General features: G+C 63.3%; 20 protein-coding genes. 10 read left to right on the top strand and 10 right to left on the bottom strand.

Going from position 1 to position 24,012, the window contains the following annotated elements:
* Positions 1–248 precede the first annotated feature (248 nt).
* Positions 249–1,304, bottom strand: a complete 1,056-nt coding sequence (locus tag A3E1_RS0109995; protein ID WP_051104959.1) for a UDP-N-acetylmuramate dehydrogenase — start codon at positions 1,302–1,304, stop codon at positions 249–251.
* A gap of 3 nt (positions 1,305–1,307) precedes the next feature.
* Here A3E1_RS0109995 and A3E1_RS0110000 point away from each other — a divergent pair, with 3 nt between their 5' ends.
* The 6 genes from A3E1_RS0110000 to A3E1_RS0110025 all read left to right on the top strand — a co-directional run bounded on the left by A3E1_RS0110000 (position 1,308) and on the right by A3E1_RS0110025 (position 7,699).
* Entirely contained in the window at positions 1,308–2,081 is a 774-nt protein-coding gene (locus A3E1_RS0110000; protein ID WP_020520622.1) for a maleylpyruvate isomerase family mycothiol-dependent enzyme, read from the top strand.
* A gap of 261 nt (positions 2,082–2,342) precedes the next feature.
* Positions 2,343–3,596, top strand: coding sequence for an ABC transporter substrate-binding protein (locus tag A3E1_RS0110005; protein WP_020520623.1), 1,254 nt, complete (start codon positions 2,343–2,345; stop codon positions 3,594–3,596).
* A gap of 32 nt (positions 3,597–3,628) precedes the next feature.
* Positions 3,629–4,537 carry a carbohydrate ABC transporter permease gene (locus tag A3E1_RS0110010; RefSeq protein ID WP_026208277.1) on the top strand — a complete coding sequence of 303 codons (909 nt, stop codon included), beginning with the start codon at positions 3,629–3,631 and terminating at the stop codon, positions 4,535–4,537.
* The gene (locus A3E1_RS0110015; RefSeq protein ID WP_020520625.1) at positions 4,534–5,340 is read left to right on the top strand and encodes a carbohydrate ABC transporter permease; all 807 of its coding nucleotides are present in this window, start codon (positions 4,534–4,536) and stop codon (positions 5,338–5,340) included. The genes A3E1_RS0110010 and A3E1_RS0110015 overlap by 4 nt, the downstream gene beginning before the upstream one ends.
* A gap of 2 nt (positions 5,341–5,342) precedes the next feature.
* A complete protein-coding gene (locus tag A3E1_RS0110020) occupies positions 5,343–6,680 on the top strand; it encodes a GH1 family beta-glucosidase (RefSeq protein WP_020520626.1) in 1,338 nt (445 codons plus the stop codon).
* A gap of 2 nt (positions 6,681–6,682) precedes the next feature.
* The gene (locus A3E1_RS0110025; protein ID WP_026208278.1) at positions 6,683–7,699 is read left to right on the top strand and encodes a LacI family DNA-binding transcriptional regulator; all 1,017 of its coding nucleotides are present in this window, start codon (positions 6,683–6,685) and stop codon (positions 7,697–7,699) included.
* A 72-nt stretch (positions 7,700–7,771) separates the two neighbouring features.
* Here A3E1_RS0110025 and A3E1_RS0110030 read toward each other — a convergent pair whose 3' ends face one another.
* The 6 genes from A3E1_RS0110030 to A3E1_RS0110055 form a co-directional block, all read right to left on the bottom strand.
* The gene (locus A3E1_RS0110030; protein ID WP_026208279.1) at positions 7,772–10,759 is read right to left on the bottom strand and encodes a S8 family serine peptidase; all 2,988 of its coding nucleotides are present in this window, start codon (positions 10,757–10,759) and stop codon (positions 7,772–7,774) included.
* Between the two features lie 123 nt (positions 10,760–10,882).
* A complete protein-coding gene (locus tag A3E1_RS0110035; protein WP_026208280.1) occupies positions 10,883–13,654 on the bottom strand; it encodes a glycosyl hydrolase in 2,772 nt (923 codons plus the stop codon).
* Between the two features lie 161 nt (positions 13,655–13,815).
* Positions 13,816–16,605, bottom strand: a complete 2,790-nt coding sequence (locus A3E1_RS0110040) for an immune inhibitor A domain-containing protein (RefSeq protein WP_020520630.1) — start codon at positions 16,603–16,605, stop codon at positions 13,816–13,818.
* 192 nt (positions 16,606–16,797) lie between these two features.
* Entirely contained in the window at positions 16,798–17,367 is a 570-nt protein-coding gene (locus tag A3E1_RS0110045) for an NUDIX hydrolase (RefSeq protein ID WP_083929423.1), read from the bottom strand.
* On the bottom strand, positions 17,357–18,502 hold the full coding sequence (locus A3E1_RS0110050) for a thiolase family protein (protein WP_020520632.1): 1,146 nt from the start codon (positions 18,500–18,502) through the stop codon (positions 17,357–17,359). The genes A3E1_RS0110045 and A3E1_RS0110050 overlap by 11 nt, the downstream gene beginning before the upstream one ends.
* A 2-nt stretch (positions 18,503–18,504) precedes the next feature.
* Positions 18,505–19,332 carry an aminotransferase class IV gene (locus A3E1_RS0110055; RefSeq protein ID WP_245571119.1) on the bottom strand — a complete coding sequence of 276 codons (828 nt, stop codon included), beginning with the start codon at positions 19,330–19,332 and terminating at the stop codon, positions 18,505–18,507.
* Between the two features lie 13 nt (positions 19,333–19,345).
* Between A3E1_RS0110055 and A3E1_RS0110060 the strand changes: the two genes are divergently transcribed.
* The 3 genes from A3E1_RS0110060 to A3E1_RS0110070 are packed head-to-tail and all read left to right on the top strand — an operon-like array spanning position 19,346 to position 21,673.
* On the top strand, positions 19,346–19,762 hold the full coding sequence (locus A3E1_RS0110060) for a Fur family transcriptional regulator (protein WP_026208291.1): 417 nt from the start codon (positions 19,346–19,348) through the stop codon (positions 19,760–19,762).
* On the top strand, positions 19,759–20,853 hold the full coding sequence (gene ygfZ / locus A3E1_RS0110065; protein WP_040390640.1) for a CAF17-like 4Fe-4S cluster assembly/insertion protein YgfZ: 1,095 nt from the start codon (positions 19,759–19,761) through the stop codon (positions 20,851–20,853). The genes A3E1_RS0110060 and ygfZ overlap by 4 nt, the downstream gene beginning before the upstream one ends.
* The gene (locus A3E1_RS0110070; protein ID WP_020520636.1) at positions 20,846–21,673 is read left to right on the top strand and encodes a BKACE family enzyme; all 828 of its coding nucleotides are present in this window, start codon (positions 20,846–20,848) and stop codon (positions 21,671–21,673) included. The genes ygfZ and A3E1_RS0110070 overlap by 8 nt, the downstream gene beginning before the upstream one ends.
* A 216-nt stretch (positions 21,674–21,889) precedes the next feature.
* Here the strand turns inward: A3E1_RS0110070 and A3E1_RS0110080 are convergent, their stop codons facing one another.
* The 3 genes from A3E1_RS0110080 to A3E1_RS39685 all read right to left on the bottom strand — a co-directional run bounded on the left by A3E1_RS0110080 (position 21,890) and on the right by A3E1_RS39685 (position 23,038).
* Positions 21,890–22,120, bottom strand: a complete 231-nt coding sequence (locus tag A3E1_RS0110080) for a hypothetical protein (RefSeq protein WP_020520638.1) — start codon at positions 22,118–22,120, stop codon at positions 21,890–21,892.
* Complete coding sequence (locus tag A3E1_RS0110085; protein ID WP_020520639.1) at positions 22,105–22,662, bottom strand: hypothetical protein; 558 nt, start codon at positions 22,660–22,662, stop codon at positions 22,105–22,107. Before A3E1_RS0110085 ends, A3E1_RS0110080 begins: the two co-directional genes overlap by 16 nt.
* 124 nt (positions 22,663–22,786) lie before the next feature.
* Positions 22,787–23,038, bottom strand: a complete 252-nt coding sequence (locus tag A3E1_RS39685; protein ID WP_020520640.1) for an RNA polymerase sigma factor — start codon at positions 23,036–23,038, stop codon at positions 22,787–22,789.
* Here A3E1_RS39685 and A3E1_RS0110095 point away from each other — a divergent pair.
* Positions 23,037–24,011, top strand: a complete 975-nt coding sequence (locus tag A3E1_RS0110095; RefSeq protein WP_083929426.1) for an asparaginase — start codon at positions 23,037–23,039, stop codon at positions 24,009–24,011. The genes A3E1_RS39685 and A3E1_RS0110095 overlap by 2 nt on opposite strands.
* Position 24,012: the final 1 nt, after the last annotated feature.

Genomic DNA, 24,012 nt, shown 5'->3' on the forward strand with positions numbered 1-24,012 from the left:
GGGACTAGTCGGTGGCGGCGGAGCCGGCGCGGCAAGCGCGGGGGTCGCCAAACCGGTGGCTGCTATCGAACCAAGAAGTGTCGTATATAAGACATTGCGCACAAAGGCCCAACGAGCGAGTCACTCGTTTGGCGACCGTTTCCCCAGGATCCAGGCCAATCCCAGGACAGACAGTCCGAACGCGAGCATCGATCCACCGAGGATCACATACGGTTGTAGCTGCACAACCTGGTCAACGATCTAATTGATCACAGGGTGCAGTTAACGAGGACAGGTTCCGGGTGCAGCGTTACGCCGAACTTGTCGTGCACACCGTCTCGTATTTCCGCAGCTAAACCGAGCAGATCCTTAGTCGTGCCGTCACCCGGATTGGTGAGCGCGAGCGTGTGCTTCGACGAGATCGCGGCTGGCCCGCGCCGGTAACCTTTCGTGAATCCGGCTCGCTCAATCAACCAGGCCGCCGACACCTTCATCACCCCGCCTTCGCCCGGCCAGGCCGGCGGTTCAACTTCCAATTGGGTGTACGCCGCAGCGCTGAGCACTGGATTGGTAAAGAACGACCCGGCTGACCGCGTGTCGGGATCGGACGGATCGAGCAACATCCCCTTGCCCCGGCGCAGTTGCAGCACCGCGTCACGGGCGTGCTCCAGGGGTACCCTCTGGCCTTCTTGCACCCCGAGCGAGCGCGCGAGTTCGGTGTAGGCGATGGGCCCCGAAAGCGGATCCGCTAGCAGGCGGAAAGTCACGTCCAGCACCACCCAGCGGTCGTTGTGCTTGAACCGGCTATTGCGGTACTGAAAGCCGCACTCCGCCGCGCTCATGACACTGACCGCTCCTTCGTCGCGGTCATATACCGTCACCGATTCGATGGTCTGCGAGACTTCCTGCCCGTAGGCGCCGACGTTCTGAATCGGGGTGGCTCCGGCGGCCCCTGGGATGCCCGAAAGACACTCCACTCCGGACCATCCTTGCGCGACGGTCGCCGCGACGAACTCTTCCCAGTCCTGGCCGGCCTGCACCTGAACGAGCACGTGCTCGCCGTCGTCATACGTCACGGCCCAGCCTTCGGAGCGAATGAGCATCACCGTTCCGGGGAATCCTTCGTCTGAAATCACCACATTGCTACCGCCACCGAGCAGAAGGAGAGGCCTATCCTCTCGCACGCACTCCTGAACCCCAGCAATAATCTCTTCAGCGTTAGTGGCGCGCACGATTCGCGCGGCAGGACCACCAAGGGCCAAGGTGGTATACGTGGCGAGCAAAGTATCGTCAGACACGTCAACCACCCTAGGCGGGGAGGACAGAGTATGGGCGCGACGGGCTCCAAGGAGTTCTGGCTGGAAGCTCTGCGCAGCGAGGCGAGCACGTTCCACGCCAACGCGGCAGAGGCTGACTTTTCCTCTCCTGTGCCCACTTGCCCTGGCTGGAGTGTGCTCGACCTGGTCCAGCACCTCGGCGGTGTGTACCGCTATGTCCGCTACAACGTCGCACGCAACACCACTGAGCGCATCGATCCCGACGTGCGCCGCAAGCTGCTGACCGAGGAGTTCCCGCCGGAGTCTGACTCCCTTGTCTGGTGGTCTGAGCAGTGCAAATCGCTCGTGGACTATCTGGCCACCATCGATCCCAATGCCCCCGCGTGGAACTGGGCACCCCAAGCCAAGATCGCTGGGTTCTGGCCGCGGCGCATGGCGCATGAAACCGCGATCCACCGGTGGGACATTCAGTTCGCCCTGCACGGGCTCGCTGAACCGATCGAGGCCCGCCTAGCCGCCGATGGCGTCAGTGAAGTGCTCGACACCTGGCTCCCGGCAGGCCGCCGCAAAGGCCCGACGGACCGTTTCGGCGTCGTCCAGCTCGTCGCGACTGACGTCCAGCAGGAGTGGTTCCTGCGCCTGCGCGGTGAAGGCGTCGCGCTTCTCGACACCGCCACGATTCTCGACGACTCCGACCCGCAGGAGCAGGTCATCGCCGCTGGTCCGGCCAGCGACCTGGAGCTGGCGCTCTATGGCCGCGTCGGCTTCGACGTCCTAGACATCCGAGGCGACGAAACGCTCCTCGAGGCCCTCCGCACGGGCTAAAAACCAAGGCGCTTCGCCTCACTTTCCCATCGTGCGGCGCCGAGCTGCTTCGCCGGCACCGGGAATCTTGGGTTTGTCCTCATCGGACGAGAGAACGCTCTCCATGGGAGCGTTCCCGTGCGTATCGCAGCAGTAACGCTCCCGTAACGGCCTATTGACACGGCCGCCACACGGCACCATTCTCTCTCCCAGAGAGCGCTCTCTTATAGAGAACGCTCTCCTGAGGAGAGATTGAGACATTCCAAAGCCCAAGGAGGGCCGATGCGCCGACTGCTCATCCCGCTGCTTGCGGTTGGCTTGCTTGCCAGCGCTTGCGGCGGCAATGACACGCCCAGTGGCAACGAGAAAATCACGCTGACGATCGCTGGTTTCGGTGATTTCGGGTTCAAGCCGCTGTACGAGGAGTACAAGAAGACGCACCCGAATATCGAGATCCAGGAGCGGATCTCCGACTATTCCGCACACCACCAAAGCCTGATTAGCCACCTCGCTACCAACAGCGGTGCCGCCGACATCGAGGCGATCGAGATCGGCTACCTGTCGAGCTTCACCGCGACCCCGAACCGGTTCCACAACCTGCTCGACCTCGGTGCCAAGGACCTGCAGAGCACTTACCTGCCGTGGAAGTGGGAGCAGGGTCTGTCGACCGACAAGAAGACGCTCGTGGGTCTCGGCACCGACGTCGGTGGCATGGCCATGTGCTACCGGACCGACCTGTTCCAGAAGGCCGGCCTGCCGACCGCTCGCGATGAGGTCTCCAAGCTGTGGCCAACGTGGGAGGAGTACGTCGCGACCGGCAAGAAGTACAAGGCCGCGCTGCCCGACTCGTTCTTCATGGAGGCGTCCGGCAACATGTTCCGGGCGATCGTCGAGCAGGCGCCGCAGGGCGTTTACGACGACAACGACAAGCTGGTCGTCGAGACCAACCCGCTGGTCAAGAAGGCGTGGGACCTGACGGTCGACGCCATCGGCGCTGGCCTGTCCAACAAGCTGACCGCGTGGACTCCAGAGTGGACGGCCGCGTTCGGCAAGGGCACCTTCGGCACCATCGTTTGCCCGGCCTGGATGACGTCCTACATCGAGACGAACGCCAAGGACGCCTCCGGTAAGTGGGACATCGCCGCCGTTCCCGGTGGCGCTGGCTCGATGGGTGGTTCGCACCTCGCGCTGCCGAAGCAGGGCAAGAACCAGAAGGAAGCGTTCGAGCTCATCAAGTGGCTGACCGCTCCCGAGCAGCAGAAGAAGGTCTTCAAGGCGACCGGCAATTTCCCGTCGACCCCGTCGCTCTACACCGACCCCGACCTGACCAGCTTTAGCAAGCCGTTCTTCAACAACGCGCCCCTCGGAAAGATCTTCACCGCTTCCGCGCAGGCCGTTAAGCCGCAACACCAGGGCCCGAAGCAAGGCGATGTCTTCAACGCCATCGGTGGTGGCCTCGGCCGCATCGAGCAAGGCAAGCAGGCCGCGCCCGAAGCGTGGACCCAGGTTCTAGCCGACTGCAAGAAGCTCGCGTAACGGCGAGCCGGATTGAAGAGGGGACACTCGAGATGCGCACTTGGTTGTACAAAGTGGACACACGGGTGTCCCCTTACCTCTACATCGCTCCGTTCTTCTTACTCTTCGCCGTGTTCGGGCTGTGGCCACTGTTCTATACGGCCTACGTCAGCCTTTTCGACTGGAGTCTGCTGAAGGACGAGCACACGTTCATCGGTTTGCAGAACTACGGCGAGATGTTCCAGGACAGCTACTTCTGGAACGCTCTGTTCAACACGGTTTCGATTCTGGCGCTGTCCACGATCCCGCAGCTGTTGCTGTCGTTGTTGCTGGCGCACCTGATTAACCGGCGCCTGCGGCTGAAAACGTTCTGGCGCTTGGGAATGCTCCTGCCGAACGTGACGTCCGTTGTCGCGGTCGCCGTGATTTTCAGTCAGCTCTTCGGGCGAGACTTCGGCCTTATCAACTGGACGTTGGAGCACCTGGGGCTGGGCAGGGTGGACTGGCAGGCCGGTGTGCTCAGTTCGCATATCGCGATCTCGACGATGATTATCTGGCAATGGGCTGGCTATAACGCGCTTATCTTCTTGGCCGCTATGCAAGCTGTGCCAAAGGAACTTTACGAATCGGCGACACTTGACGGTGCCACCGAGTTCCAGCAACTGCGCCAGATCACGATCCCGTCGATCCGCCCGACCATCATCTTCGTCGTCATGGTGTCGACCATCTTCGGGCTGCAAGTCTTCGCACAGCCACAGCTGTTCGCCGGGGGTGGCGGTGGGGCCGCGCTAACGGGTGGCTCGGACAGGCAGTTCCAGACCTTAACCCTCTATTTGTACGAGCACGGTTTCAGCCGTGGCTTCGAATTTGGCTATGCGTCAAGCGTGGCGTGGGTGATGTTCCTCGTCATCGTGGTGTTCGCGTTCATCAACTACCGCCTGGTGCGGAGGATCAAGAAATGAAGCGTAAGCTCCTGTACCTTTCGCTCTTAGGCGTCATGCTGTTCTCCGCCTTCCCGCTCTATTTCAGCTTCGTGGTGTCCACAAAGGACAATTCAGCATTGGCTGATGTGTCTTTGATTCCGGGGGCGAACCTGGTCTCGAACATCAAGCGCGTGTTTGACACCGTGCCGTTCGACCAGGCGATCATCAACTCGCTCATCGTCTCCAGCGCGGTGACCGCAAGCGTGGTGCTGTTCTCGACACTCGCTGGATTCGCGTTCGCGAAACTGCACTTCCGTTGGCGCACCGGGCTTTTGCTGGCCGTCGTGGCCACCATGATGGTGCCCACGCAACTGGGCATCATCCCGCAGTTCATGCTCATCACGGAACTTGAATGGCACGACACGCTCACCGCGGTCATCGTGCCAGCGCTCGTGAACGCGTTTGGCGTTTTCTTCATGACGCAGTACCTGTCCGAGGCACTGCCCACAGAACTCATCGAGGCGGGCCGCGTGGACGGTGCGGCAAGCCATCGCCTCTTCTGGCATGTCGTGCTGCCCGTCGCCCGTCCCGCGATGGCTGTGCTCGCCATGCTCACGTTTCTGGCCAGCTGGAATGATTACCTCTGGCCACTTGTAGTGCTGGCTTCACCAGAGAACCAGACCGTCCAAGTCGCACTATCCCAGCTTCGCGCCGGCTACGTCACGGACTACTCCCTGGCACTGACCGGAACGATGCTGGCCACGATTCCACTGGTCATTGTTTTCGGCGCCCTGGGCAAACAGCTCATCGGCGGGATCATGCAAGGGGCGATCAAGGGGTGAATATGGAGTTTCCGAAGGACTTCCGCTGGGGAGCGGCTACGGCGGCCTACCAGATTGAGGGCGCGGCCACCGAAGCTGGACGAGGACCGTCCATTTGGGACACCTTCTCACGTACCCCGGGAAAGGTGTTCGCAGGCCACACGGGGGACGTGGCCTGCGATCACTACCACCGTTACCCCGAAGACGTGGCGATTATGCGCGAACTCGGCATCGGAACTTACCGGTTCTCGGTGGCCTGGCCACGGGTGAAACCCGACGGCACCGGTCCGGTCAATCCGCGCGGACTCGACTTCTACGACCGGCTGACCAATGAGCTGCTCGCTAACGGCATCGAGCCCATGCTCACGCTCTATCACTGGGATCTGCCGCAGGGACTGGAAGACCGCGGCGGCTGGACGTCGCGCGACACGTCTTACTACTTCGCCGAATACGCCTTGGCGGTCCACAAGCGACTCGGGGACCGCATCAAACTGTGGACAACGCTGAACGAACCGTGGTGTTCGGCGTTCCTGGGCTACGCGGCGGGCGTTTTCGCGCCCGGCCACACCGACGTTCAGGAAGGGCTTTCGGCCGCGCACCACCTGTTGCTCGGCCACGGCCTTGCCACCGCTGAACTGCGTCACGCGGGAGCCGAAACCATCGGCATCACGCTGAACCTGGCTCCCGTGGTGCCTGCCGACCCTCAGGATCCCGCGGAGCTAGATGCCGCTGACCGGGTCGACGCCATGCTGAACCGGCTGTTCCTGGAGCCGGTCATCAAGGGTGCCTATGAGCCATATGCCAAGCAGATGTTCTCCGACGGAGTCGTGCTTGACGGCGACGAAGCCATCATCGGGCAGCCGATCGACATGCTCGGCGTCAACTACTACAACCCCAATCTGGTGACCGCCCGGCCCGGAGCGCCTGAGAACCCGGTCTACCCGGGCAGCCACGGCGTCGATTTCCGCCCGGCGCCCGGTAAGACCACGGCGATGGGCTGGCCGATCGAGCCCTGGGGACTCACCGAGCTGCTGGAGCGTCTGCACCGGGACTATCCCGGGCTGCCGCTCATCATCACCGAGAACGGTGCCGCCTTCGACGATGTGCACAGTGATGGAAACGTCGCCGACTCCGACCGCATCTCGTACCTCGAAGAGCACCTGAGGGCTTGTCACGAGGCCATCTCCCGGGGAGTTGACCTTCGCGGCTATCTCGTATGGTCGTTGCTAGATAATTTTGAGTGGGCCGAGGGCTACCGTAAGCGCTTCGGGATCGTGCACGTCGACTTCGATACTCAGGCGCGCACACCCAAGGACAGTGCCCGGTGGTATGCCAAGGTGATTGAGCGCAACGGGCTATAGACATGACAGGGACGGTGGCGATGGGAAGGCCGACGCTAGAGCAGGTGGCTCAGCATGCCGGTGTCTCCCGCGCCACCGTTTCGCGGGTGGTGAATGGGTCGCCAACGGTCGCTGAGCCGATTCGGCAAGCGGTCGAGCGCGCGATTAGCGAGCTGGGCTATGTGCCCAATCAGGCGGCCCGCAGCCTGGTCACGCAGCGCACCGATTCGTTCGCCCTGGTCCTGCCCGAGTGGGCGACCAGGGTTTTCTCCGACGACCAGTTGTTCCCCGGCATCGTCCGTGGCGTCAGCCAGGAGATGGAAGCCGCCGACAAGCAACTGGTGCTCATGCTCGCCGGGTCAGCCGCGTCGCACGACCGCATTGAGCGCTATGCCCTTGCCCGCCACGTCGACGGCGTTCTCATCGCGTCGATGCACGGCGCCGATCCGCTCCCGGGAACGCTCGCGCGCATGGGAGTGCCCGTGGTCTGTGGTGGCCGGCCGCTCGGCCGCACCCGGGTGCCGTATGTCGACGTCGACAACGTCAGCGGCGCCCGCCTGGCCGTGCGGCACCTGCTAGAAAACGGCCGCACTCGCATCGCGACCATCGCCGGGCCGCAGGACATGGTCGCTGGGATTGACAGACTTAATGGGTACAGGGAAGAGCTCCGCGATTCCGATAGGCGCTCGATAGTCGCCGTCGGTGACTTCACCCGTGATTCTGGAGCGGTGGCGATGCGCCAGCTCCTGCAAGACGATCCGCAACTCGACGCGGTCTTCGTCGCCTCCGACCTCATGGCCAACGGGGCGATGAAAGTCCTTAAGGAACAAGGCAGGCGCGTCCCCGACGATGTCGCCGTCGTTGGCTTCGACGACATCGAGCTGGCCCGCTACAGCGACCCTCCAATGACGACAGTGCGCCAGCCGATGGATGGCCTTGGCCGGGAAATGGCTCGCCAGCTTTTGCATTTGGCCGCCGGTGAGTCCATTCCCGACGCGGTCGTGCTCCCGACCGAGCTCGTCATTCGCGCCTCGGCTTAGAGCAAAAGTCCGGCCCAGACAAAAGAGGGCGGCACCCCGGTTTACCCGAGGTGCCGCCTTTTATTTAAAGGGTCAGTGCACGTAAACGATGGTGCGGCTGGCGTGTGCCGCCGTACCGTCGCCGTAGGACACGACCCCGAGGTAACGCGATCCCGCGGTCAGCCCGGACCAGTTGAGCGTGACCGTCGCCGCCGTGGCGATGGTGACGGACTGGCTCGCCGGAACTGGCGTCATGTTGCCCGCGTCCGCCGGGGGAACCACGAAAGCGTGGAACTTGATCGGCGGAATGGTGGCGCCCGCGTGAGCGAACATCACGACGTAGATGTCGTAAGTTCCAGCGGCCGTTGTGGTGACGATTTCTTCGTTCGTTCCACCAGCACTCTGCGCGAGCAGTGTCGCCGTGCCGCCACGGTAGACATACATGTCTGTATCCGTGTCAGCTGGCGCCTCGTCGTCGTAGGTCGCGAAGCGAGCGACTGACGTGCCCGCGGGCACCGTCACCGTGATCTTCTTGACCGAGTCGGACACGGCTGGCGCGGCCGGGTTGAAATTCGTGTTGACCGCGGTGAAGCCGAGGTCGCTTGCCGCCGAAGCGGTAAGCCCAGCCACCGACGCGGTGAGGGTGCCGGTGTAACCCGGGGTCACCGTGAGGCTGGCCGAACCGGAAACGCCGGTGCCAGAGGTCTCGACCGGAGCGGCAACCGCCAGCGGGCGGACCGCGATCGGGCTCTTCACCAGGTGGTTACCGGTGGCGACCTCGTCGAGCGTGACCGAGCCGAACGTGAACTGCCCGAAGGCAGCCGTCGTGCGGGTCAGCGTCACCTTGTAGTTCGCCTTCTTGCCCGGCAGAATGACGAGCCATTCTGGCGAGGCCTTGGCGGTGAAGCCGGCCGGTGCGGTGACCTTCACCTGGTAGATGCCAGCCCGCTTGGTCACGTTGGTGACGGTGCGGGTGATGGTCTGCTTGCCAGCCAGGTCGCCAACAGCGATCGACGGGTAGTTGAGGTTGCTCGGGTCGATCGCACCGGCCGCCTCACAGGTGCCCGGTGCGGTGACGAGCTGGAACTGTCCGAGCGCGCAACCGTACTGGACCCATTCCTGCGGGGTCGAGTCATAGACCAAGCCCGGGTCGAACGCCTTGCCAGCCACCACGTGACCAGAGCCGTAGTTGAGCGGCGACGCCGCTCCCCCTGCCTGAGTCCCGATCGGGTTGCCCGCGGAGTTCTTGTCCGTGGCGCTCGTCATCAGAGCCGACTTGATCCACATCGGTGACCAGTTCGGGTTCTTGCTCTTGAGCAGAGCCGCGATACCGGCGATGTGCGGAGCCGCCATCGACGTGCCCGACAGGCCATCGAAGTTCTTGCCAGCGTGTCCCGGAGGGGCAACGGACGCGATGACATCGACACCTGGAGCGGTGATGTCTGGCTTCAGAAGGTCACCACCACCAGCGATCGCCGGCCCGTACGAGGAGAACCCGGCCATCAGCGGAGCGACCACCTTGTTGGTGTCCGTCACCGAAATAGCCGCGGTCGCACCAGCGGTCGCGGCGTAAGCCTTGATGGCAGCACCCTCGGTCGGTCCGAAGTGGACGGTCGGGATGATGTGCCAGTCACCGTTGATGGACTGAGCGGCAGTGGTGTTGGTGTGAATCATGCCGACACCGCCGGCGTTCTTGACCACGAGGCTCTTCTGCACGCGGTCGTTGGTGCCACGGGTGCAGATGACGATCTTTCCGGCCGCTTGCGCCGGGTCAATCGAGTTCAGCAGACACAACGTCGACTGCGCACTGGTGAAACCGGCGGCCGGGATGGCAGCGGAGTCGACCAGCGGGGACGACGGCACCGCTGGCGGGACAACGCCAACACCGGTGTAGCTGGTGCCATTGCCGAGGGTCACGGTCTTCTGGTTGCCCCGGTCGTGCGTGCCAGCCGCCACCGTCGTCATCCACGGCGCGTTGTGGTTCACCTGAGACGGGCCGAGGTCACCGGAGTTACCGGCCGACGCGGAGATGAACACGCCAGCCGCGGCCGCGTTGAAGAACGAGATGTCGGTCGCGCGGATGATGGAGCTCGTCGAACCCGAGATCGAGTAGTTGATGACATCCACACCGTCAGAGACGGCGGCGTCGATCGCGGCGGCCAGGTCGGCCGTGCTGCCACTGGAGCTTCCGGTCGGCGTGCCATCCGGGTTCGCGGTCGCCCACAGTCCCTTGTAGACAGCGATGCGGGCCGCGGGAGCCATGCCCGACGTGGTTCCGAGGTCGAAACCGTTGATGGAAGCCGGAACGTTGAAGTTACCGGCCGCTGTCGAGGCGGTGTGCGTGCCGTGACCGCTGTAGCCACGCGCCGAGTTGAACTCAAACGGCGTGCGGGTGATGCCGGCCTGGAACGAACGAGCACCGATGAGCTTGTTGTTACACGGGAACGGGTTTTCCGGTCCCGAGTCACAAACGCCATTCCACTTGGCGTTGATGATGGCCTGGTCCGGGCGAGGCTCCGACAGCGGCGCGAACGACGCGCTCTCGGGCCAGATGCCGGAGTCGATGACGCCAACAATGACACCGAGTCCGGCGTTCTGGTCTCCGTGGAACTGCTTCTTCCACACACCGCTATTTCCGGTCAGGCCAAGGAAATCACGTGTCGTGGTCGTGTCGGCCTGGACGATTTCGTCCTTCCAAACCCGCACGACATCCTTGCTGGCCTTGAGCCGGGCGGCTTCCGCCTCGGTGAGGCGCGCTGCGTACCCGTTGAAGGTCAAGCTGTAGTCATAGACCTTGCGGCTGGCGTCCACCTTGGCCGCCGCGAGAGAACGGTTGTGCTCGCCGCGCAGCTGGCTGACGAGGTTGCGGACACCAACACTGCGCGCATTGAGCTTCTCGCCCTCAGCGGGCTTGGTTGTCGGATGCACTGCGGCTGGTTCAGATTTTGTCTGGACAATGTAGAGCGAAGTTTCGCCGGGATTTGCGGCAATTGCCCCGGGGGCTGAGGCAGTGACTGCGATTCCCATTGCGACGGCTAGCGCTCCCACAACCAGACGCCTGGCGGGTAATTGGAGCTTCATCCGCGCAGCCTAAGACCGCTCAATATTTGCGGTCATCGTCACTGTATAACGATCCGGTTACGGCTTTTGTATTGGCAACAAAAGGGGCAGCACCAACGGGTGCTGCCCCTTAATGAATGGTGCTTAATAGGGCATTCGAACGAAGGACTGGTTTGCCGTGCCTAGAGTTGTGGCTCCATTGCCGATGGCGTTCCAGATTTCGATTTGCACTTTTCCATTGGTAAACGTTCCTAACGCACCAGTAGCCGATTTCAGTCCTGCGCCTTGGGTGTAGTGCTCCCACCCGGAAACCGGATCTGTCGCGAAGTAGTTAAACGTCTCCACTCGATCCCAGCTTCCGTTGCCGGTCAGGTCATACGAAACCCGGATCTGGCTTCCGTTGGCGACAATCGATCCAGCGTCGAGGAACAGGTCGAAACTGGTCGCCCCGGCTCCTGAACCGTTGAGCCCGCAAGCGGTGTAGACCAGCGGGTTGTGCGGATTGCCGTCCCAGTTGCCCCCGCCAGCTGAACTGATCGTCGCCGAACCGCTGGTGCCAAGCGACAACGTGTTGCCGCTCAACGGGTTCGAGCATGCCGGGGGTGACGACGTTGGTGACGTCGTGGGTGAAGACGTTGGCGAAGCTGTGGGAGATGGGGACGGACCCGTGCCGCCGCCGTATTCGACACCACTGCCCGCCGGTCCGCGCCAGGCCATGGCACGAGCCGGAACGGCGAGGGTTTGGCCGTTGGTGAACGTCACCGTGATGGCCGAACCACTGGGGTTGTAGGCGACATAGGTGCCCGTGCCCAAAACCGCGGACGTCGGGGTGTTGCCGACAATGCCATGGTTCGGGGTGCCCCAGTTACGCAGTGACGAAATCCAGTGGTACGCATGGGCTCTCGTATCACCAGCTTCCGGGGCCGGGTTAGCCGCGATCCACGCGTTGTGCGCCGCGACAGGGTCTGACATCGCCTGGAATTCCCAGATGATGTCGCGCCATTCCGTCTCGGTGCCACCGTTGGACGCCCGCAGTTCGTTGATGTTCTGCGTGATGTCGGCCTTCCACGCTCCGTTGTAAAGCGAGCCGCCCGTGATCGGCAGCATGTTGATGCCGTGAATCTCCTCGGCATTCGCGGTCCACCACGTGGCATACGCACCACCGGCGGCCCACAGGATGCCTAGCGTGTCGTGCGGATACGCGGCCGGGAACACCGCGTTGTCCTTGTCGAACCAGTACTGGCCGATCGCGTCACGTTCGGTGGTGTAGAGGTAGACACCGGCATTACGCAAAGCCGTGTCGCCGGTCGCCTGCCCAAACAACACCATCGCGTGGGCGAAAAGCATGGCCTCGCTTGAGGATTCCTGGTTGTTGCCGTGACCGAAGCCCGCGTGCCCGGCCGCCCAAGAGTGCCCCGCATAGGGGTCGAAGTTGCGGAACAGCGGGAACATCGTGTCGTTGCGGTCGTAGTTGCCCGGGTCCTTCACCAGCAACTTGACCATGCCACCCCACTGCCCGCTGCTGATCCAGGTGCTGTCGTGCTGAGCCACCATGGCCGCGGCGAGAATGTAGTAACCGTAATGGAAGTGGTGGTCGTTGAGCTCGGCATCAGAACCATAGGACGCTGGGTATCCAGTGAGCACGTCCCACGTTGAGTCGTAGTAGAACTGCCCGGACCCTCCGCTGGTGAGCCATTCCTGCAACCGTCCCTTGACGAGACTGATGAGGGTGTCCCGCGCGGCGTTGTGCCCGATCTGGTTGGCCACCGGAATGAGCGCCGCGAGACGCCAAAGTGCTTTGCCCGTCCAGTAAGTGTCGACCGCTCCCTGGAACTTGTCGGGCTCGGCGAGCACGGCGTCGATGTCGGCGCGCAGCCGGTTGCGGTCCGCGTCGGTGGCGATAGGCAGCGCTGGCAACACTCCATTGAACTTGCTAACGGTGGTGAATGACGATCCTTGGCGCACCTTCATCTGCCCGCGCGGCGAGACGTAGGTGTAGGCGGTCAGCGGGCTAGTCGTGGTCAGCCACTGGTGCCGGTAAAGTGCCGTGAACGTCCCGCCCGTGCCGGTGGTCGCCACGTTGTAAGTCGTGGTCACGTCACCGTTGGCGGCGTTGTAACCCCAGCTGACAGTGGTGCCGGTGATGACGTTTTGCCCCACCGCGGCATAGGCCGACAGTTGAGCCGTGGCCGGCAGGATCGCGACCGAGTAGGAGCCGGCTGTCGTGGTGGCGAAACCACCGCTCACGGTCCAGGCCGAGGTGGAGAACAGGCCGTAGTGGTGGCCGTTGATGGTGACACCAACCGTGTTGCCCGTGTTCGAGAAGACCGTTGCCGCACCGAGGAAGTCAACGCGGCCGCTGCCACCGCTGACACTCGCGTAAACAAACGGGCTCCCGTGCGCGATGGTCGCCCTTAGCGTCCTGACCCCGTCTGTCCAACGTGGATTGACGTGCCAGTCGCCCCAGCCGTCGACCTCGGTGCGCGGTGCGTTCAGCCCGGACACACCAACCCGCAGGTCGTTCTGGTGCACGAATTCGTACATGCGCTGGTCTGGCGTGATGACCGGCGTTGTGGGATAGCCGACGCCCAGGCCTTCGGCGTAGGCGTGGTAGCTCAGTGGGTGCCCGTACATGTTCTCTGAGTAGGGGTTGCCCGCGTATCGCTGCCAGACCAGTGACGACCACCAGTCGTTTGTCGGGACTGGACGGCCCGCCATGGCAGCGGTGACCTTTGGCGTTACCGCGGCACCGTCGCTGTTGGACGGACCTACCGTCCCAGCGGGACGATCGTTGCGGTAACTGCCCGCCCCAACAGAGACAACGGCGGCGTTGGCCGACATCGGGGCGAGGACTAGGAAGGTTCCTGCCGCGACCGCGAGCGCGGCCACGGTTCTTAACAGTGCGGAGGAGCGCATCGGGGTGCCTCCAATAGGGACGGTTAGTTGCGAGAGAGCGCTCTCACAAGCAAGAAAGTAACCGCGCTTTAACACACATGTCAAGGAAGAGAGCGATCTCCGATATCGAGCAAGAGAAATGGGGCCGGCGATAACGCCGGCCCCATCCCTGGATGTGTTACTTACGGCTTGGCCGAAGAAACCTTCACGATGGCGAAGGAGTTGCCCGGGAAGGCGAACAAGATTTGAATCTTGACGCCATAGGCGACACCCGCGTCACCCGGGTTACCGGAGCCCAGAATGGTGAAACCGAGGTCCTCGCCATACAGGTCGGTAGCCGGAGAGCCGTCCGGGTTGACGATCCGCGTGGTGTACGGAGCGTTGCCCTTCGACGGCAGGACGACCGAGGCGTCGATATCGCGGTTCCAGAGTCCGCCATTGCGGAACTCCAGACCCGGATACCAGCCCTGGGCGTCGGTGAAGGTGGACTTCCCTGGCAGTGCAGCGTGGTTGCTGCAGAACTCGGTGAACGGCTGGCCTATTCCTTCAACACATTCCTTGAAGGGGTAGGTGCTGTGCGTCGAGAACGCCGCGTTGGAAGACTGCGGCCGGCTCGGGAGGTTCTTGAGCGTGGTCGGGTCGTTCGCGGCCGCGTCGCCAGTACGGCGCAGCGGGTCGAAGTTCGCGTCCACGATCAACAGGCCGCCCTTCGAGCCGTAGCTCGGGAGCGCCGTCGAGTTGGCGGTGACGTGGTTGACGTTGCCGTACGTGGTGTCGCGGTACCACACCAGCATGCCGGGGGCGTTGTACTTGATCTTCTCGACCTTCCACGGACCGTTTGAGTACGTGGTGTCGTAGGCGTACTTCAGGCCCTCGTCAAAGCCATCGAAGTTACGCCACTCGGCGAGGTAGTACTGGCCCTTAACCTGCGTGCCAGAGTCGGTGTGCCAGCCGGCACCCGACGTGTCGGTCCACGTGCCACCAGTGGCGGTCCAGCCATTGGCGCCACCTTCGACGTCGTCACTCCAGACGGTGGAACCGTCAGCGACAACCGAGAAGTCGTCGGAGAACCAGCCGCGCTCCAGGAAGCCGGCGTCAGTCGCCTGACGCAAACGAACCTGGACGGTGGTGCCGGCGTAAGGCGTGAGGTCGATGTAATCGTGACGCCAGCCGTGCGTGTCCCCGGTGAGGCCGTACTTCTTGTTCGCGAAGTCCGCGAGCCTTCCGTTCGGGTCCGGGTAGTTGTCCGGCGTGGACACCTCAGTGCCGCCCTCGGCGTAGACCTTGGTGTCGATCCAGGTCGCGCCACCGTCGGTGGAAACCTCGACGAAACCGTAGTCCCAGTCGGCCTCGATGATGTAGTTGTTCCACATCCAGAAGCGAACATCGCTTCCAGCGGGGACATTCACCGAGCGAGCGATCTTGACGTCGGCCCAGTCCTGGTCAGCACCTGAGTACCACATGTTGCTTCCACTGTGGGGCTCAGCCAGCGTGATGACCTTGTTGGGCAGGTTGATCTTGATGCCATCCTCTGTCCACTTTGGAGTGTTGGAGGTTTGGCCCAGCATGACTAGCTGGTCCTTGGCATTTGGCTCCACGACGAGCGGGTCAGCCCAGCCGAGAACCCACTTGTCCCAAAGGCCCATGTGGGTCGGCGTTCCCTGGAAGATCGGTCCCGCGTGCGAACCCGAGGACATGAGGTCCCAGAAGTCCACATCGGAGTCCGAGCCAGCACCAGAGGTGTCGTAGAGGTCCGGCAGGCCAAGGTCGTGACCGTACTCGTGCGCGAAAACGCCGACGCCCGAGTCTTCCGGCTGAACGATGTAGTTCGAGATCTTGAGCCCACCCTCGCCGGGGATCTCATATCCACCAGCGACCGCGGAGGAGTGCGCCCAGATAGCGTAAGTGCCTTCGGCACCGCCGCCACCGGACTTGTCTTCTCCAGCGTGCACGAGCACCAAGTGGTCAACAACGCCGTCCGGCTCGAAGAAGTTTCCGTCGCCGTCGCGGTCGCCCTGGTCCTCGATGTCGTAATCAGCCCACGGGAAGTTCGGGTTCATGGCCGCCAAGGTGTCAACGGCGTCCGTGGCGAGCTTGCCCGCGCCCAGCGGGTTGTTCGGGTGCCCGTTCATTGACTGAACGGCCGCTGGGGGCTGCCAGTTGCCTTCCGCGTCCTGGAAACAACGCGAAGCGCCGTACCAGCCCTCGGAATGCGGCACCTTGACCCAAGGCGTGGCCTGTCCATCCACGGTGTACTTGCCCTTGGACATTTCAAGGTACATGTTGCGCATCGTGTAACCGGACAGGTTGATGCCTGGCTTTCCGTCAGGCCCGGTCAGGTCCGTACGCACGCGCTCGGTCAGACCCTTGTCGGTGTACAGGATCTTGTTGAAGTACTCCGGCGAGAAGTCCGGCACCCACATGGAGTTGTTGTCCTTGTGGGGATAGCTAGCCGGATTCGGGATCTGGTTGTGCAGCGGCCCATTCTGGACCGTGCCGGGAATACAAGTGCGCGGCTCGGTGAACACCGAGTTCGGCACCATGGTCCCCGTGAAGTCGTCATTCGCCTGGTTGTTGAACTCGACCAGGATCGTGAGCAGCTTCGCGACCTGTGCTTGCGGAGCCTTCTTGATCAAGGAAGGAGGCAGGTTTGTCTTGAGCGCCTTACCTTCTACCTTGGCAAGCTGGTTGGCCGTGAGCGGGTTGCCTTTCCCGTGCTTGCGGTCGAACTCCTTCGCCCGGCTAAGACCGGAGAGTTTCGACTTAGAGCCACTGAGTTGCTCTTGGCCGGGAGCGTTGTCCGCTTGGACAGCGGGCTCCGCATAGTTGATATACGTCTCCCACGGCTGGATATCAGCCACAGGACGGGCGACGACTACGCTGCTTCCGGCGGCGGTAAGCCCCGCAACAGCAAGCGTCAATGCAGAAGCGGCAGCTATAACCTGCCGTCTGCGGCGGATGGCGTGCTTCATGCCACTCCATTCCTCTGTGGACAGGGAATTTAGCCATGCAGCGGCATGCCGGTGGTGCGCCACATGAACTACGAGCGGTGGCCGCAGTCAATTGACGAGAAAGAAACTAACGGGGGTTTGCTGTGACTCACCGCTTCGTCACGATGACAGAGTTGTCATTGCGATGTCTATGGTCCGTCAGCGCAAAGTCATTCAATCTACGGGAAATTCAGGCATGAAAGGCTCTGAAATATCCCGTACTTGGGCAAGCATGGCATCCACGTTGTCGTAGCTGGACAATTCAGTCAACGTGACGAGAGTTGGCGGCAACATCGGCAGGTTTCCCGCCATATGTTCCGCCATCGCTTGCTCTGGTGTCAGCCATTGCACCCGGTCGGCTTCTCCCTCGGGCAGAATCGGTTCATGTCCCTGCGGCAATGCGGCTAGATAAAACCAAGTGTCAAATCGCTTCGGCTCGAACACCGGGGTTAGCCAACGGTGCCAAGGCACCAAGTCGGCCGGCTCAACTGGTACTCCCGTTTCTTCGAAAAGCTCGCGAACCGCGGCCTGCACGGGCGTCTCGCCGGGCTCGAAGGCGCCACCGGGGAAGGCCCACATGCCGCCGAAAGCCATGGCGCGCAAGCGCCGGATGAGGAAGACACTGCGGTCGGGGCGCAACAGCACCACCGTCGCGGCCGAGCGCGGAACCGCCGGCTCGCGGCCAGAAGCGGCGAACTCACGCGCCATTTCTTTAAGTCGCTGAGAAATCGCGTCATTCCACATGAACGACCACCGCCTGCCCCTGGCCAACCCCGATACATGCCGCGGCTACTCCGTAGCCACCGCCCCGGCGCCGCAGTTCACGGCACAGGTCAATGATGACGCGCGGCGCGGAAGCCCCGAGCGGATGCCCGACGGCGATGGCACCACCGTTGACGTTAAGTAGATCTCGATCAATTCCAGGAAGTTCGTCGAGGCAGCTGAGAACCATCGCGGCGAACGCCTCGTTCAGCTCCCAGAGTGCAATGTCCGAAAAGGACAGACGCGCCTTCTCCAATGCCTTCTGGATAGCGGGCACCGGGCCCAGGGCGAACCGGTTCGGCGCGACTCCCGCGACAGCGCTAGAAACGATGCGGGCCAATGGTTTCACGCCAAGCTGCTCGACAGCGGCCGCCGATCCGACGAGCACCGCCGCGGCACCATCGTTGATGGGCGAGGAGTTTCCGGCCGTGACCGTGCCGTCTTTAGTGAACGCGGGTTTCAGACTTGCTAACTTTTCCAGACTGGTGCCCGGGCGGACGCTTTCGTCACGCGTCAATTCGCCAAACGCAAAGATGCCATCCTGTGGCGCTTTCGCCGCTCTTTCATGCGATCGAAGGGCCCACTCGTCCTGCGCTTCACGGCTGATTCCCTTTTCCTTAGCGACTTGTTCGGCCGCCGTCCCCAGCGGAATTGTCCACTCCGGACTGAACTGCGGATTGACCATGCGCCAGCCGAGCTGGGTGTTCCACAGCTTCACGTCGGCGGGAAACGGTCCGTCTGGTTTGAGCATCACGAAGGGAGCACGGGTCATGCTTTCGACTCCCCCGGCGACAATGAGATTCGCATCGCCGGTGTCAACCGCCCGCGCGGCTTGCACAATCGCTTCGGCACCCGAGGCACACAACCGGTTCACCGTCACGCCCGGCACGCTCACGGGCAGCCCTGCGAGCAAAGCCGCCATGCGGGCGACGTTTCGGTTGTCCTCGCCAGCCTGATTGGCATCGCCCAGGATCACGTCGTCGGGCACCAGCCCGGGATGGCGCTTAAGCAGCTCGACAATGGGTGCCGCCGCCAAATCATCCGTGCGGACGCCCGCCAGGCCGCCCTTGTGTTTGCCAAACGGGGTCCGCGCCGCGTCGATGAGGTAGGCCGCCATAGTCAGAACCCTAGGAGTTCGCGGAGCTGGATGTCGCTGGAGCGCAGGGTGATTCCGTTAACACTGCGGATCGGCGCGACGCCCCGGCCGCTGGACAGCAGCCAGGCGCCATCCACCTCGAAGATCTCGTCCAAGTTGATCATCCGATAGTCAGCGGACAGCCCGAGTTCCCCGGCGCGCTCAAAGGCGTGCTGCACGGTCACTCCGGCGAGGATCCCACTGCCCGTGGGCGGCACCGTGAACAGGACATCGTCTTCGAGCCAAACGAGCGAAGCCGTCGGAGCTTCCAGCAAGAAGTTGTCCGACGACAGCCACAGCGCATCGCCGTAACCCCGGGCTGCCGCCCAGCGAAGCGTTGCCATGTTGATGGCGTAAGACAGCGACTTCACGCCACCAAGCAGCCAGGGCGCGTCTTCGCGGGCGCTGGCCGGATAGCCATAGGCCAGCGTCGTCACGTGCACACCGGTGTCGCGGGCAGCCTTGGTTACCTCGGAGATCGGGACGATGGTGGCGAAACAGGTCGGTTCGTTCTCCCCGTCGGGCCCTCTCGTGACAACCAGTTTCAGCGCGCCCTCTGTCTGGGCGTCCCACACGGCACAAGCCTCGTGGGCGAGCTGCGTCAGTTGTTCTTCCGTTGGAGGAGTCAGATCCATGCGGTCGGCCGAGAGGAAGAGCCGTTTCAGATGCTCAGCGAGCAGCCACGGCTGACCCTGACGCACGTGCATGGTCTCGAAAATGCCATCGCCCCGAGACAGGCCCAGGTCGTCGGCGCGGATGAAGGGAGTTCCGGCCGGCAGCACGCCCCGGCCCAGCACAGCTAACACAGACACACCCCGCATTATCATCGCAAGCGTGTCGGAGCTTGCTAACCTGCTGCGTGATCGCGGCCTGCGACTGACTCCGCAACGCCAGCTCGTGCTGGACGCGGTGCGCAGACTGGGTCACGCCACCCCTGAACAGGTGCACGCGGCGGTCGTCGAGCACGCGGCGGGGGTGAACATCACCACTATCTACCGCACCCTGGAGCTGCTCGAAGAGCTTGATCTGGTGACGCACGTCCACCTGTCCCACGGCGCGCCGACCTACCACGATGTCAACGAGGAACAGCACATCCACCTGGTCTGCCGATCTTGCAACGCGGTTCAGGAGCTCGATCCGGCCACCCTCGACGGGCTGGCTAAGCAACTGCTGGAGCAGCGGGGATTTCAGATGGATATCTCGCACGTTGCACTATTCGGCTTGTGTGGGAGGTGCACATGATCACTGTTGGTTCACTCGACCCGGCGTCACCTGACGCCCCGGTCGCGGCCCATTTCGGCGACCCGTTGCGCGAGCAGCGTCTCACCGGCGCTCTCGTTGACCGCACGCATCGCGGCGTGCTCCGGCTGACCGGACCGGAGCGGCTAACGTTCCTGCACAACATCACGACGCAGTACCTGCTTGATTTCCCTGATCTGACGGCCACTCAGTCGCTGATCCTGTCGCCGCATGGGCACATCGAGCACCATTTCTGGGTCACGTCCATCGGCGATGAGCTGTGGCTCGACACCGAGCCTGGATACGTCCAGGGGCTCGAAGAGTTCCTGCTGAAGATGCGTTTCTTCACGCAGGTCGAGATTTCCCTTGGCGGGCTTAACGTTTACTCGTTGCTCGGGTCCACTTTGGACCTCCCTGAGCCGTGGATAGGCGACGTGCCGCCCGCCAAGTTCGCGACCGGCGCCGTGCCAAACCGCGCGACGAGCACTTACCCGGTCAAAGCGTTGCCAGGCGGCGGTTTCGCCCGCCGCACCGCGCTGGGCACCGATCTCCTCCTTCCACCGGACGCCGACCCTCTGGCCGTCACAGCCGCCCTCTTGGCCGGCCGATCTTCTTCCGGCGCCGCGTCCCTTACCGCTGGCAAACCGGACCTGTCCGCGGCGGCTGGCGAAAGCGGCGTGCAGCGAGCCGGGATCTGGGCATATGAGGCGTTGCGGGTGGCGGCGGGCGTGCCCCGGCTGGGGTTTGAGACCGATCACAAGACGTTGCCAAGCGAAGCGGGACTGACCGCCGTGGCTGTCCATCTGGAGAAGGGTTGCTATCGCGGGCAGGAGACGGTCGCTCGCGTGCACCACCTGGGCCGGCCGCCGCGCTCGCTGAGGCTGCTCCACCTCGATGGCGTCATGTCCGACAACCTTCCCGCGCAGGGCACGCCGATCACGTCAGGGGACCGAACCGTCGGCTTCATCGGCACGGCCGTGCGGCACTTTGAGGAAGGTCCTATTGCGTTAGGCGTCCTGAAGCAGAGAATTTCCGGTGACACCCCCCTAGTTGCCGGAGAATCCACGGTTGCGGTTGAATCGAGCAATGACTAACGGAACGTTGATCACCGTCGCGCCAACCGGGGCCGAATCTGCCAAGGCTGATGTGCCAGCCCTGCCGGTCACGCTGGCGGAGCTGGTCTCCACCGCCAAGGAGTGCGAAGCGCTCGGGGCCAGCGTGATCCACGTTCATATCCGTGACGATGACGCTCAGCCGTCGCTCGATCCGGCCCGGCTCAAGGACACCGTCGCCGCCCTGCGCGACGCGACGAGCCTGATCGTCCAGCTGTCGAGCGGCGGTTCCGTGCACGACCCGGAATCCTCGCGTCTTGCCGTGCTCGACGCGGCGCCCGACATGGCTAGCTGCACCATGGGCACCGTGAACTTCGGCGACGACGTGTTCATGAATCGCTGGGAGTTCATCGTCGAGCTGCACACGCGCATGCAAGACCGGGGCATCGTCCCCGAATACGAAATCTTCGATGTCGGACAGTTATGGTCGCTGGAGCGGCTGCTGAACAAGCACGGACTTCCGGCTGGAGGGCACGTTCACGTCGACTTCGTGATGGGCGTTCCGGGTGGCATGCCGGGCGATCTCAAGTCGCTGGCCGCTTGCGTCGCGGCTCTGCCTGACGGCGCGACCTTCTCGGCGACCGGCATTGGCCGGTTCACGCTGCCGGTGCTGCTGGGCTCTTTGAGCGCTGGCGGCCACTTGCGCGTGGGCATGGAAGACACGGTCACCTACGCCAAGGGCCAGCCCGTCGAGTCGAACATGCAGCTCGTTGCCCGGGCCGCGGCCTTCGCTCGGCTAGCCCAGCGGCCACCGCTCACGACGGCCGAAGCCCGGGACATGCTCGGCATTAGCTCACGCTGATTTCGACCGCCTGCATGATGTCGCGGTAGTAGTGGACGCCTGCCTCTGGCGCACCGAGGTGTTGTCGATCCACGCCAGTCCCCCGATCATGACGTCGTTGTCCTGTCCCGGCGGAAGAGCGAAGTCATGGTTGGCCACGATCGCCCCGCTCGCCAAGTCGACCGTCGTGATGACGAAGTCGTGGCATCCGTTCAGATCGGCGTGGGTGATGCTGACCTAGATCTTGCCGTCGATTCCGGTGGCTCTGCTCGAACCCACCGGGCCTAGGTCGAGGAGCAAGGTTTCCTTACCGGAGCGCAGATCGTGCGCGATCAGCTTGTCATCGCGAACCAACAGCGCCCGTCCATTGTGGACACCCGCTAGTTCCGGTGGATGGCAACGCTTATGGACATTGCGCAGCACCGACTGCATACACTGCGGGCCGATCACGATCAGTGGCTTCTCCACGTCAGCGACACAATCGCCGTCTTCGCGCCGTTCCCCTGGCCTGAGGTCCTTGAACCCCAGCACGACCCAGCCGCCGGCACCATCGCCTCAACGAACGTCACGCCTTTGACCGCTGGCATCGGGCGCGTTGTGCCATCGGCGAGCACTTCGAGCTGTTGCGCGAGCACACCGATCGTGCCCGGCGGGGCATCCTCGGGTTTGTTGACTACCGACTCGTCGGTCAGATTCGGTCCGCTGAGATAGCCGCCGCCAGTCAGGAACAACCGCTGCTCCATCGTGACCGGGCGCGGTTTGACCGACGGGGAAACCGGTGCGGGAGAAGCGATCTCGGCACCTGGCGCGGGCGGGGGATGCGGCAGTGCCACCGGCACCACGATCGCAGCCGCGGTCACGAGAGCGATGCCCAGCGAACCGCCGTAGAAGCGCCTTCTTTTGCGGGTGACGGCCTTACGGCGTACCCCCAAAAGGTCTTGAGGAGCGGGAGGCACCGCGCGGGCCGCAGCCGAAACGATGGACCCGATGTCGCCGAAATCTTCATTCATGATTGGCCCCGGTCAGTGCGGCGCGCAGCATGGAAAGCGCTCGCGACAAACGGCTTTTGACAGTTCCAAAAAGATCCGGCACACCACGACGGACCGTTGCGGCCACGGCAGCCACGCCAGCAACTCAGCCGCCAGAAGCCCGGCGCCAGCGGGAAGTCGCCCAGCCGCCGGGATTGTCGTGCCGCGACACCTTCGCCCAATGCATGTAGGCCCTGGTCGTCGCCTCGTCCGCAGCCTCCCGGGCGAGGTCGTGGTTGGTGAGCGTGATGGCCAGCGCCCGGTACACCCGGTCTGCCTGAGACCGGTAGAAATCCTCGAACTGCATGGCCTCGTCCGCTTTGGTGGCTGCCGTCACGGGAACGGCGATCGTAACCATGCCTCGTACACGCAGGCCACCCCGTTGGCGTTCCCTGGTTTCCCGATCTGCTAGGCATACAGGTGTGAAGACCTACTCGGGCGGCGTGGCCCTGGCATCGATCGAGCGCAGCGGTTTCGTGGAGGGATGGCATCACGGCTCGGTCGTCGTGCTTTCCGCGTCAGGCGACATGATCGACTCGGCTGGTGACGTCCGCGGCCCGGTCATGCCGCGCTCGGCCAACAAACCGTTCCAGACCACGGGCATGCTCCGGCTGGGTCTTCCCACCACCGATCCGGCCGACCTCGCGCTGATCTCAGCGTCGCATTTCGGGGAAGAGAAACATCTTCAACGGGTACGCGCGTTGCTCGCGAAGGCTGGGCTTTCCGAAGGCGACTTGCGGACGCCGCCCGACTGGCGGCTGACCTACCCGGCCGGAACGCTCAAGCTTCCGATCTTTATGAACTGCTCCGGCAAGCACGCCGGCATGCTGATGACTTGTGTCGTCAAGGGATGGACGACAGACGACTACTACGAGCCCACCCATCCGCTGCAGGTCGCCTTGACCGCGACCATCGAGGAGTACGCTGGGGAATCCGTTGCGGCCACAGGGATTGACGGCTGCGGCGCCCCGGCCGTCGCGATCTCGCTGCTCGGTCTGGCTGGCGGATTCCTGCGTGTGTCCGGTGAGAACGTGGCCGACGCCATGCGAGCTTTTCCTGACCTCGTCAGCGGGACGGACCGTGATGACGATCTGCTCATGCGCGCCGTCCCCGGTCTAGTGTCCAAAGTGGGCGCCGAAGGCATCTGGGCCGCCGCCATCCCAGGCGTTGGCGCGATCGCCATGAAGATCGATGACGGATCCTCCCGCGCTCGTGGCCCAGTGATGCTTTCCGCGTTGCGGCGCTTGGGAATCCAAGCCGACATCCCCGGGCTTGCCGCTCCGCTACTCGGGCGCGGCAAGCCAGTCGGCGCTGTCCACTCGCTGTGGTGAG

The sequence above is a fragment of the Catelliglobosispora koreensis DSM 44566 genome (genome assembly GCF_000379685.1).
In the GTDB taxonomy this organism is placed as follows: Bacteria; Actinomycetota; Actinomycetes; order Mycobacteriales; family Micromonosporaceae; genus Catelliglobosispora; species Catelliglobosispora koreensis.